Origin of the sequence: Shewanella sp. KCT, from assembly GCF_007636505.1 — a bacterium.
Lineage (GTDB): Bacteria > Pseudomonadota > Gammaproteobacteria > Enterobacterales > Shewanellaceae > Shewanella > Shewanella halotolerans.
Genome location: NZ_LVDJ01000001.1, coordinates 486,355 through 499,256, shown reverse-complemented (window position 1 = coordinate 499,256; position 12,902 = coordinate 486,355). Strand labels below are relative to the sequence as shown.

Genomic DNA, 12,902 nt, shown 5'->3' with positions numbered 1-12,902 from the left:
CGGTTCGGGGGATTGGCTGCGCTTAGTTTGATTGCGCTTAGACAGGCTGCTCAGTAATGGGCTGTAAGAGGGCCAGCCAATCATCTCTGTCCATCTCGGCGGCCGTGAGACTCTCTGTCTGATACATGCTTTGGGCCAGCGCCTGCTTACTCTGCTGCAGCTGCTGAATCCGCTCCTCAACCGTGTTCTGACAGATAAGCTTATAGACAAATACCGGTTTATCCTGGCCGATACGATAGGCCCTGTCACTGGCCTGCTCTTCGGCAGCCGGATTCCACCAGGGATCCACATGGATCACCACATCAGCCTCGGTAAGATTTAGTCCAGAGCCTCCAGCTTTGAGACTGATGAGGAACACATTAACCTCGCCGCGACAAAAACGTTCTATGATGCGATCCCTATGGCGACTGCGCCCGGTGAGCATCTCATAGCCTATCTGCTGGCGGTCCAGCTGCTCGGCGATCAAATCCAGCATGCTAGTAAATGACGAGAAGATCAGTATGTTGCGGCCATCTTCTATCATGCTCGGCAACTTGTTCTCCAGCCAGGCAAGCTTGGACGACTCGGCGTTAAGCTCGTCCGGTGCGCCATCGAACCCCGTTACACCTTGGCGAGAGTTAATCTCGGGAGACATCGCCACTTTTGAATTCTCTGTCTCGCCAACCTGCCCCAGCTGACCCAGGTTTAACATTGCTGGATGACAACACACCTGACGCAGCTTAAGCAGCGCATTGCTGATCATCAGGCGGTTGGCCTTGGCGCCGGTTTGTCTCAGGGCCAACTGCACCTGCTCGGCCACGGTGAGACGTATGGTCTCGTAGAGATCCGACTGGCTTTGGCTGAGCTCGATCAGGGTATTGATCACCGTCTTGGTCGGCAATTCGGTTGCCACTTGACTCTTGGTGCGCCTTAACATGAAAGGGGCCAGGCGCTGAGCCAGCCGCTGACGACTGGCATCGCAATGATCTTTCTCTATCGGCTGTTTAAATTGGCGTTGAAATTGAGTGGCCGTGCCGAGAAAGCCCGGCATCAGGAAATGGAACAGCGACCAGAGCTCTCCAAGATGGTTTTCCATCGGCGTGCCGGTGAGACAGAGACGATGCTGAGTCTGTAGCCGGTTCACCAACTTAGTGATGCGGCTACGACTGTTCTTAATGGTTTGGGCCTCATCCAGAATCACCTGGTGCCAAATGAGCTTGGTCAGCCGCTCGGCGTCTTGGGCCAGGATCCCATAGCTGGTGATCAGCACATCAACATCCGTTAGCGCCTGCTCGTTATCATGACGGGCGCGGCCGCTCCAGACGAAACTACTCAGGCTTGGGGTAAACTGGGCGATCTCCCGCTGCCAGTTGCTGAGCAAACTTGTGGGCGCGATAACCAACACGGGCGCCTTAGTCACCCCGGCCTGTTTATCCAGCAAGATGCTGCACAGGGTCTGCAGCGTCTTACCCAGCCCCATATCATCGGCCAGTATGGCGCCGAAGCCGTGTCGCTTGATAAATTGTAGCCAGGCGACCCCCTCTACCTGATAAGGGCGCAGCTCGGCGTTGAGCCCATCTGGGGTAACAAAGTCTATGGTGCCCAGCCTATCTGCGCGCCTGCTCTGCTGCTCATTAAGATAACGGCCGAGCGCCTTGGCATGTTGCCTCAGCTTGGCTTCACCCGACCAGGTCAGCGCCTGCTCGGATTGACTCAAGGCATCGTCGAGCAGCGGAATGCGCCCGAGGTGATGGCGGGCCAGCACCAGCTTTTCCTGATCGTTGAGCGGCTGTTGAGTAAAGAGCTCGTCGAGCACCGCAAGTATGCGCTGAATACGCGCTGCCGGCAGGGTTAGTATGGCACCAGATTCCAGCTCCAGTGCCACCTCCTGCGGCTGAGTCTCACTATGGGTTGCGTCAGATTGATCGGCGCTCGTTACCTGATTGAAATCTCGGCTGAGCTTGCCTTGACGAATGAGGTTGACCAGCAATGGCAGCAGGTTAACCCGCTTTCCTTCGACCTCAACTCCAAGGCTCAGCTCGAACCAATCCTTGTCGGCGCTGTTCACCTCGCCATACCAGGCGTTGGCCGCCACCTGAACGAAACGTTGCTTGGCCACCAGTTCAACCTGCCAGCCCTTGAGCGAGAGCGTGCGCAACAGAACCACATGCTCGCTCGCCTCACCCGGTACCAGACGCAAGCCCTCGCCGAGTGATTCAGTCACGGCTGGCTCGAATTGACTGGTGAGTAGCGGCAAGGGGTTGAGCAGCAGCTGACACTTGGCAAATTGCGCCATGAAGGCCTTATGGCCCGCACCAAGATAACTGAGTGATTCGAAGTCATAACGCTGGCCGCGGTGCACCATGGAAAATTTGGCCACGTCGATTGGCGCCAGCATAGGTTCAAGCCAGTTTTGATCTAGGCTCTCGCGGGCGATCTCTAGCCTTGGCAACCAGTCGCCGTCGAGATCCACGCCTTCTAACAGGGTTTGATTCACCCGCACGTCACGGCGTTTATCGATGATCCCTGTACCCGAGCAGGTATCCAGCCAAACACCGGGGCAAAGGGGCAGCATGAAGCTTTCATCCAGGTAGTCTTCATCATAGTGGGTAGAAAGCCGCACCGGCTCTCCGGCCACCTTGCCAAAGAAACAGCGACCACTGGCAACCAGCAGGCGATAAAAATCGGTGCCAAGCTGCGCCGAACTGTCATTGGTGTTATCTGTATCGCTATTGGTTTCGGCAAAGGCGCAATCGAGATCGATAATGATCGCCTGCTCACTCGATGCTTCGGCCGGTAACAGATCTTGCTGCGCCGTTTGAGCCTCCAGGCCGGATGCAACAGAGGTTAAATACTCGGGCAACTGGGCCTGGCCTGTCTTTTCACTGCTGCTTTCGCCGCCGCTACTACTGTCTTCAGTGCTACTGCCAAGAGCATTGCTGAGTTCACCGATATTGTGACTGCTAAAGTCAGCGGCAAACGCCCTGAGTGTGTGCAGCAACTTGAGATCTGTCTGACTGACATACTTGGGCACAGGCTGGCTCTGCAGCAGCTCGAATCCTAGTGGTCCCTTGAGCTGGTAGCGACCGTTCTTATTCAGATAGCCCTTTAATACCTTAAGCTGCAAGCCTGTCCCGCTCGGCACTATCAGGTAGAGGATGCGGTGGCGCGCCATGGTGGGGAAAGGATCGAAACGCTCCTTGAGATCGCTTCTAAACAGGCGAATGGCCGTATCTGAGCGTCTGGAACGCCCCTGCTCATCGAGGGCGCGAAGCGCAGCCTGCTCGATCACTAACGCCGCCTGATGGGCACAACGAGGCTGACCACAGTCGCAGCGACCGCTTATCTTACCCTGATCGTTGAGTGAGACCTGGCAGGTTATTTTAGGCTCACCGGCAAAGACGCCGCGGATGATATGGGCCTGGCGCTGACACTCCAGCAGCCGACCGCCCAATAACACTTGCAGCGCGGAAAACCTTTCTTGATGTGAAAACTCTTGTACAGCCGTTTGTAATAACATCGTCCGAGAAAAAAGCAGATAGACCAAGATCAGCGATTGAAAGGAGAGATGATATCACTATTTGTCAGGCTTGTTGTAGCCTACTAAGGTCAAGTGTCGGCTTACTGCGCAGTTACCCACGCCCTAAACCGACACCTGTGACTGAGATCAAAAATTTTAGATCACAAAAAAATTATGCGGACTCGGCGGTACGCGTCATACGCGCCAGATAGAAGCCATCGAAGCCGGTATCGGCCACGCTCACGGTTTCATCGTCGATAAAACTAAAGTGCGGGTTGGCGGCCAGGAAGGCATCGACCTGCTGGCGGTTTTCCTGAGGCATGATAGAGCAAGTGGCATAGATCAAGATGCCATCGACCTTCACCATACGGCTGTAGCTCTGCAGGATCTCCTTTTGCAGCTCGACCAACACAGGCAGACGATCCGGCGTATCGCGCCACTTGGCGTCAGGATTACGTTTGAGGACCCCAAGGCCAGAACAAGGCACGTCCAGAAGTACCCGGTCGGCACTCAGCTTAAGGCGCTTAATGGTCTTGCTACTGGCGATGATACGGGTCTCGACATTGTGGGCACCGGCGCGGCGCGCTCGCTGCTTAAGGTTATCCAGTTTCCACTGCTCCACATCCATGGCCAGCAAACGACCCTTGCCCTGCATCTGTGCGGCGATGGCCAGCGTCTTTCCGCCTGCACCGGCGCAGGCATCGATCACTCGCATGCCTGGCTCTGCGCCGACGGCAGCGGCCACGTGCTGAGAACCGGCGTCTTGCTGCTCAAATAGCCCCAGCTTGAAGCACTCGGTACGAAACAGCGCCGCATCTGAGATCACCTCAAGCGCGCTTGGCACGCCTGGCACCTCACGGGTCTCGACCCCTTCCTTGGCAAGGCGTTTGGCGAGATCTTCGCTATTTGTCTTAAGCGGGTTAACGCGCAGGTAACGCTTTGGCGCCTGTGCCAGCGCGGCCCGCTCCTTGGCCCAATCATCGCCTAACTGCTCCTGGCCTAAGGTATCGAGCCACTCGGGACAACCATCGAACAGTGCCGCTTGCTGCTTGGCCGCTTCCAGGCGCTGATTAAAATCATCTTCTTCGATCGCCAAGGTGTACTGCAACTTAGGGATCGGCAGCTCATTCGCCATGTGCCAGGCATTGAGCAGGCGTGACCCCATGCGGGCAATCTCATCGGTTGAGATATCTGCCAGATAGCAGTAGAAGTTGAGGCGGCGCAGCAGATCGCCGGTGACATAGGTGATACGCGCCTGCTCTGACGGCGCTAACTTGAGTCCAGAGAAGTGATGTGAATAGGCTCTGTCCAGCGGTTTGCCCTCTTCGAGCACCATGGCCAGCACATTGATAACTAATTCGGTTGAACTTGGAGATAGCGACGCATTTAACATGATAGAGCCTAGATAATAAAAATCGCTGGCGATCATAGGAGTTAAGCCCCTAATAGGCAAGCGCTAGCGGCCATTATGGCAATAAAAAAGGCAAGCATTGCTGCTTGCCTCTGAATTATAGGTTTAAAGACCCAAGCCTTAGAGCATAGCCCTTAGAGCTTAGACCCCTTCACACCATAGAACATAATAAACAGATAACAGATGATCGGCAGGAAGAAGGCATGCTGAATACCTATGTTATCCGCCAGTACACCCTGCAGCAGAGGTAGGATCGCGCCGCCGACGATGGCCAAGCAGAGTACACCCGAACCTTGTGAGGTGTGAGGGCCGAGATCCCGCAGCGCCAGGCTGAAGATGGTCGGGAACATGATGGAGTTGAACAGGCCAACCGCCAGAATCGCCCACATGGCAACGGTGCCGGTGCTGGTCATCGCCAATGCAACCAGTAGAGCCGCCATCAAGGCGTTGAAACCGAGCACGGTACCGGCCGGCACCTTCTGCATCACGGCACTACCGATGAAACGCCCGACCATGGCCCCGCCCCAGTAATAGGTGATGTAACTCGCGGCGCTGGCCTCACTTAGCCCAGCAATGTCATCCTGGGCCAGGAAGTTAACCAGGAAGCTGCCGATAGACACTTCAGCACCCACGTAAACGAAGATCCCCACGGCGCCGAGCACCAGGTGCAGTGATTGCAGTGCGCTGGTCTTGCCATTATGCACCACCTCGCCCTGCTCGCCGCTCTGACAATGCTCTTTGATCTGCGGCAGATCCAGTTTGGCAAATACCAGCGCCAGGACGCCTAATGCAGTAGCCAGGATCAGATAAGGCAATTTAACCACTTCCGCCTCGGCTTGTGCCTGAGTCAGGGTCTCGCTGGCTTCAACGGCGACAGAGAGGATCAACACGGCGCCAAAATATGGCGCAACCGTGGTACCCAAAGCGTTGAAGGCCTGAGTCAGGTTAAGACGACTTGAGGCGGTCTCTACGCTACCCAATGCATTCACATAGGGGTTCGCCGCCACCTGCAAAATAGTGATCCCTGAGGCCAAAACGAACAAGGCGCCGAGGAAGAGCCCGTAGGTGGCCAGCGCCGCCGCAGGATAGAAGAGCGCGCAGCCCAGTGCCGCGATCAGCAGACCTGTCACTATCCCTTTCTGATAGCCGAGGGCCTTAACCAGTTTACCGGCCGGCATAGAAACCAGGAAGTAGGCGCCGAAGAAGCAGAACTGGATCAGCATCGCCTCGGCATAGTTGAGCGAAAACGCCGCCTTGAGATGGGGGATCAAGATGTCGTTCAGACAGGTGATAAATCCCCACATGAAAAATAGCGAGGTCAGGGAGACTAACGCAAAACGATAGTTCTCCTGCTCACCGCCAACCCCGGTAGCCGTGCTACTTTGTTGCATCATTGCCATGGTGTAGTTCTCTTTTGTTATTGTATATCTTGTTTGTGCTGTTAAATCTTTTCACGCAAATAGCTGGCTAACGAGAGCCAGCTACTTGCGATTAGCTATTTCCAAACCGTTTATTTCCAGGCCCTTTATTTCCAAGCCGTCTATTTCCAGGCATAGAAACAACCGAAACCGTCGAACTGAATGATATCGCCTTTCAGCTCGGCCTTAGGCAGACCATGGCCTTCCAGCGGCGTCAGACCTTGCTCGCCCGGACCTGCCAGGCTATAGCTCTGCGGCTGACCACTCAGGTTAAAGGCAACCAGCAGGGTCTGCTCGCCTAGACGACGCTCAAACAGCAATAGCGCATCAGTTGATTCAATAAATTTGATATCACCCGTGACGAGTATCGGGTGCTGTTTACGCCAGGCCAGCATGTGACGATAATGGTTCAGTATCGACTCAGGGTTAGCTTCCTGCACATCGACCGCCACGGCTTTGTGATCGGCCGGTACCGGCAACCAAGGCGTATTGTCACTGAAGCCTGCATGGTTGGCGTCATGGCGCCAAGGCATAGGCGTGCGACAACCGTCCCGGCCCTTGAACATAGGCCAGAAGGTGATACCGAACGGATCTTGTAGCTGTTCATAGGCAATCTCTACCTCGCCAAGGCCCAGCTCCTCACCTTGGTAGCTACAGACACTGCCCCGTAGCGAACAGAGCATGGCGTTAAGCATCTTGGCCATATCGCTATTGAAGACGTCTCTGCCCCAACGTGTCGCGACCCGCTGCACGTCGTGATTGCCTATCGCCCAGCAGGGCCAGCCATCGCCAATGCTCTGCTCCAGCGCCTCTACCGTGTGACGGATATAGGCAGGGCTAAAGTCGTCGGTCAGCAGCTCGAAACTGTAGGCCATATGCAGGCGATCCTCGCCCTGAGTATATTCGGCCATGGTCGCCAGCGAGTCTTCAGAAGAGACTTCGCCCAGGGTGACCACGCCAGGATATTGGTTGATCAGCGCGCGCAGCTCTTCGATGAAACCAACAGTCTGCGGGCGGGTGTTGTTATAGTAGTGATATTGATAGGCGTAAGGATTATCTTCGCTAAAGCCCCTGCCCTGACGCTTGTCTTCAGGCTTGGGCGGATTGTCTCTTAGCTGTTCATCGTGATAACAGAAGGTGATCGCATCTAGGCGGAAACCATCGACACCCTTATCGAGCCAGAACTTAACATTATTCAGCACAGCATGGCGCACATCAGGGTTATGGAAGTTCAAATCCGGCTGGCTGGTCAGGAAGTTATGCAGATAATATTGCTGACGACGTGGCTCCCACTCCCAGGCGCAGCCACCGAAGATCGCCAGCCAGTTGTTAGGTGCGGTGCCATCTGGCTTAGGATCGGCCCACACATACCAGTCCTGCTTGGCGTTGTCCCGGTTCTGGCGACTCTCGCTAAACCAGGCGTGTTGATCTGAGGTGTGACTGAGCACCTGATCGATAATCACCTTGATGCCGAGTCCGTGCGCCTTGTCGATCAGCTCGTCGAAATCTGCCATGGTACCAAACAAAGGATCGATGGCGCGGTAGTCGCTGATGTCGTAACCGAAGTCTTTCATCGGCGACTTGAAGAAAGGCGAGATCCAGATGGCATCCACGTTAAGACTCGCAATGTAGTCGAGTTTACTTATGATGCCTTGTAGATCACCTACACCGTCGCCATTGGAATCCATTAAGCTGCGAGGATAGATCTGATAGATGACGGCGCCGCGCCACCAGGAGAGTTGGTTCATTATCGCCCCTAGGTCACCAACGACTATATTAAAGGCAGGTGCCTGCCCCTGGGTTGCATACCTGTTACCCGATCGTTGTCGACGAACAATTGTTATTAGAATGAAACGAGCATACGTCATCCGGGAAATCGGGTTCAACACCACTGCATACGTATGCAAAACAGACAGGCTTAAAGCACCTTCTGATCACCTAGAACAAAAACAAATATAAACATGGGGTTAGAATGAATTTTGCAGGCCGTTTTGTGAGCTGACGCACCCCGATAGACACCCTTTTTGAGGCCGAGGTCACTTTTGAATACGTATGCATAATATTGTGACCGCGACGAGTGCGAGAGTAGTATCGGTGCTGCTACATAACAACTTAGAAACAAGTACAATAACAAGCACTCTCATTCACCTATATAGCTGTGAACAAGGGTCCCCCCTTATTTCACACATAAGAAGTAATACAGAATGAATAGAGTGAAAAAAGGGGAAGATGGATGTTTCAATTTAAACCTAACCTACTCACGCTAGCCCTGCTTACTGCCGGTGTCAGTGTGCAAGGTTTTGCAGCCGACGCGGTAGAGACAGAAAACCAAGCGCAAGCCGAACAATCGATCGAAGTGATTGAAGTCACCGGGATTCGTCGCAGCTTGCAAGAGTCTCAATCACTCAAGATGTCATCATCATCTGTGGTCGAAGCCATTTCGGCCGAAGATATTGGTAAATTGCCAGATGTGAGTATCGCCGAGTCTTTAGCTCGACTGCCGGGTGTTGCCGCGCAGCGTCTAGATGGCCGTGCGAACGTTATCTCGATTCGTGGTCTGGGCCCGGACTTTACCACTGCCACCTTAAATGGTCGCGAGCAGGCCTCGGTCAACGATAACCGCGGTGTCGAATTCGACCAATACCCTTCTGAGCTGCTAAACCGCGTCGTGGTTTACAAGACGCCAGACGCCTCAGTGATGGCCCAAGCGATTGGCGGTACCGTCGATATGCAAACCATCAGCCCACTCATTCATGGTGAACAGACAGTTGCGGTTTCACTGCGAGGTGAGATGAACGATCTCGGCGCGCTCAACAGCGACTCTACCGACAAAGGTTATCGCAGCAGCATCTCTTACATCGACCAATTTGCCGATGACACCATAGGTATCGCACTGGGCTATGCCCGCATGCAGTCGCCTAACCAGGAAGAGCGTTGGCAAGCCTGGGGTTACCCGGAACTTGATGGCAACAAGGTACTCGGTGGTGCCAAGCCTTTCGTTCGCTCAAGCGAACTGGAGCGTGACGGCGTGTTGGCCGTACTCGAATATCAACCTAACGACAGCTTCAAGTCTGTTGTCGATGTCTATTACACCAAATTCAAAGATGAGCAGCGCCTTCGCGGTATCGAGATCCCTGGTCAATGGGGTAATGACTGGGGCAACGCGGGTATTTCAGCTCTCGAAACTCAAGATGGACTGGTCACTAAAGGGGTGATCAACGACGCCGCCGTGATCGTGCGTAACGACATCAACGTACGTGACGCCGAATCATTGTCAATCGGCTGGAACAACAAATACATCATCAACGATAACTGGAACGTCGAAGCCGATATTGCCCTCTCCAAGGCGAGCCGTACCGACTTAGGTATGGAAAGCTATGCGGGTACAGGCCGTGGTAACAACAACGGTGCCACCGATACGCTAGGTTTCGAATATGACGGTAAAGGTGGATACGACTTTACTCATAATCTGGATTACTCAGATCCCGATCTGATCAAACTAGGCGGAGCATTCAGCTGGGGCGATCCTATGGGCCCTAGCAGTCAGGATGGCTTCATCAACAAACCAGAGATTGATGATGAACTGAAATCGCTACGCCTGGCCGCAGAATATATCTTCGACGATGGTGCCGTGAGAAGCATTCAGTTTGGTGTGAATCGTACCGACCGCGAGAAGAGCAAGCGTGACAACGGTTACTACCTGACACTGAAGGGCTATCCAGATATGCTCACAGTGCCAGACAAGTACTTGCTGGATCCAACCTCGCTGGACTTCTTCGGCATGGGTGACATGTTGAGCTACGACTCACTGGCCTTCTATAACGATGGTAACTACATCGAAACCAACGCCGACTCGGTCGATCTGGGTCGTGCCACCAACTCATGGGATGTCAGTGAAGAGGTAACCACTGCCTTTGTTAAGGTAAACCTTGAGACTGAACTCTATGATATCCCAGTTACGGGTAATGTTGGCCTGCAGGCGGTCTATACAGACCAGAGCTCTAACGGCACGGTAGCAACCATAGACAGTGGCACAGTAGTCAAGACTCCTATCACTGCAGGTGATACTTACACCGAATGGCTACCGAGCATCAACCTTGGCTTCGAAGTTGCTGAAAATCAGATGATTCGTGTGGCAGCGGCACGTACACTTACCCGTGCCCGCATGGACAAGATGAACGCCAACGTGAACTTCAGCTACGAAGAGAACCCAACCCAAGGCAATCCAAACTGGACGGGCGGTGCAGGTAACCCTAGTCTGCGTCCTTGGCTAGCACGCCAATACGATATCAGCTACGAGAACTACTTTAGCGATCAAGGCTACTTCGCGCTGGCCGTGTTCTACAAAGACTTAGAGAACTACGTCTATGACCAAAAATCCGACTTCAACTTTGGTGAGCTGTTCCCTGAGCAACCTGGTAACCCTGTCGGTAGGGTAACTCAACCCCAAAATGGTCAAGGCGGTTACGTGCGGGGTATCGAGGCGTCATTGTCACTGGACTTCGGGCTGTTTGCTGACAGCCTGGAAGGCTTAGGTACTATCCTGAGCGGTACCTACAACGACAGTGAAGTGAAAGAGACCCCAGATAGCGATCCAACCACGCTACCTGGTCTGTCTGAGAAGACCTTTAACGCCACGGTTTACTATGAAAACGCAGGCTTTAGCGCTCGCATCAGTTCACGCTACCGTAGCGACTTCCTGGGTGAAGTAACAGAGATCAGCTTGAAACGTACCAACGTCAACATCAAGGCTGAAACCGTAGTGGACGCACAGATTGGTTATGACTTCTCTGAGAGTGGTATCGACGCCCTATACGGTCTGTCAGTACTCTTCCAGGTGAACAACCTGACCAACGAGCCTTTCACCTCTTACTTTGGGGATGATAAGCGCGAAGTGCGTGACTTCCAAAACTATGGCCGTAACTATATGTTAGGTCTGAACTACAAGTTCTAAGCTAACAAAGCTTCAAAATAGCCTCTGTAACCCAGTTACGGGGGCTTTTTTTTAAACCGCAGGTTTTTAAGGCACATGTTTTAAAGATCATGCTTTTAAGGAGCTAAAGATGACGACAGCAATAAAACATCTGGTTATCGTCGGCGGCGGCAGCGCAGGTTGGATGGCTGCGGCCATGCTGACGCGTATGATGGGTAAGCAGCTCGACATTACTCTGATTGAATCGGATCAAATCGCCACCGTTGGCGTCGGCGAAGCCAGCATTCCGCCATTGCAGATCTTTAATCGCGCCTTAGGGATCAAGGAACACGACTTTCTCAGGGCGACTCTGGGTACCTATAAACTAGGGATCGAATTTGAGCATTGGCTCACCGAAAGTCAGTCCTATATGCACGCCTTCGGTGCACAAGGAAAAGATCTTGCCCTCACCCCCTTTCGTCATCTCTGGTTAAATTCAAATCCTGAGTCAACAAACGACTACTGGCGTTACTCGCTAAATTTCCAGGCCGCTAAGGCCAATAAGTTTCAGCCTCTGGCTCAACTGCCTGGTACAGATCTGCCGGGCGTTACACATGCCTACCATTTCGATGCCGGCCTCTATGGCAAGCTGCTATCAAAATACAGCCAACAACGCGGCGTAAGACGCATCGAAGGCAAGATAACTCAGGTGGTGTTGGATAAAGAAAGCGGCAACATAGACTATCTCGACCTGGCAGACGGGCAGCGAGTGCGCGGCGATCTCTATCTCGATTGTTCGGGATTTCGCGGACTGCTGATCAAACAGGCGCTCAAGGTTGAGTATCAAGATTACAGCCAATGGCTACTGTGCGATCGCGCCATCGCCATGCCGACAGAAGCCAGTCAACCTAGGCGCCCCTATACCCGCGCCACAGCGCACAAGGCCGGTTGGTGCTGGCAGATCCCCTTGCAACACAGAACCGGGAACGGCATCGTCTATTCGAGTCAATACATGAGCGATGATGAGGCGCTATCTATACTCAAGCGCCATGTTGATACCGCGCCAATAGGCGATCCAAATACCATTCAGTTCACCCCAGGGCGCGTCGCCAGACAATGGCATAACAACTGTGTGTCACTTGGCTTGGCCAGCGGTTTCTTAGAGCCGCTGGAGTCCACCAGTTTGCATCTTATTCAAAGCGGGATCATTCGACTAATAAAACTCTTTCCTAACCAAATGAATCTAGATGCCTTAAGGGCTGAATTTAACCGTCAATCGGCAGAAGAGTTTGAGCAGATCCGCGATTTTATTATTTTGCATTACAAGCTTAATCAAAGGGATGATGACTCATTCTGGCGACATTGTCGCGAGATGTCCGTACCCGAGACCTTAACCACCAAGATGGCGCTTTTTTCCGCTTCGGGTGTTATCAATTGCCCTCAAGAGACACTCTTTAGCGAAAACGCCTGGACCCAGGTGATGCTAGGACAGGGTCTGATGCCAACTAGCGCGCATCCGCTGGCAGGCGCCCTCACCCATGAACAAACGGCTGAGCTACTCCATAATCTAAACAGAATCATCACCAAGACGACCGACGCCATGGCGAGTCACGACGACTACCTCAAACAACACTGCGCCGCACAGTCTGAGTAATAAAAAGG

At 53.5% G+C, this 12,902-nt stretch carries 6 protein-coding genes; 2 read left to right on the top strand and 4 right to left on the bottom strand.

The features are described from left to right. Positions 1-37: 37 nt before the first annotated feature. From AYI87_RS21355 to AYI87_RS02180, 4 genes are all read right to left on the bottom strand, one after another. The gene (locus AYI87_RS21355; RefSeq protein ID WP_186300533.1) at positions 38-3,439 is read right to left on the bottom strand and encodes a DEAD/DEAH box helicase; all 3,402 of its coding nucleotides are present in this window, start codon (positions 3,437-3,439) and stop codon (positions 38-40) included. A 232-nt stretch (positions 3,440-3,671) separates the two neighbouring features. Then, entirely contained in the window at positions 3,672-4,892 is a 1,221-nt protein-coding gene (locus tag AYI87_RS02190; RefSeq protein ID WP_144199186.1) for an RsmB/NOP family class I SAM-dependent RNA methyltransferase, read from the bottom strand. 152 nt (positions 4,893-5,044) lie between these two features. Continuing rightward, entirely contained in the window at positions 5,045-6,310 is a 1,266-nt protein-coding gene (locus AYI87_RS02185; protein ID WP_011865688.1) for a sugar MFS transporter, read from the bottom strand. Between the two features lie 140 nt (positions 6,311-6,450). After that, entirely contained in the window at positions 6,451-8,076 is a 1,626-nt protein-coding gene (locus tag AYI87_RS02180; protein WP_144199185.1) for an alpha-glucosidase family protein, read from the bottom strand. A 485-nt stretch (positions 8,077-8,561) separates the two neighbouring features. Between AYI87_RS02180 and AYI87_RS02175 the strand changes: the two genes are divergently transcribed. Together AYI87_RS02175 and AYI87_RS02170 are read left to right on the top strand one after the other, a co-directional pair. Beyond that, a complete protein-coding gene (locus tag AYI87_RS02175; protein ID WP_144199183.1) occupies positions 8,562-11,282 on the top strand; it encodes a TonB-dependent receptor in 2,721 nt (906 codons plus the stop codon). Positions 11,283-11,391: 109 nt separating this feature from the next. Next, a complete protein-coding gene (locus AYI87_RS02170; RefSeq protein WP_144199181.1) occupies positions 11,392-12,894 on the top strand; it encodes a tryptophan halogenase family protein in 1,503 nt (500 codons plus the stop codon). The last annotated feature ends 8 nt before the right edge of the window (positions 12,895-12,902 follow it).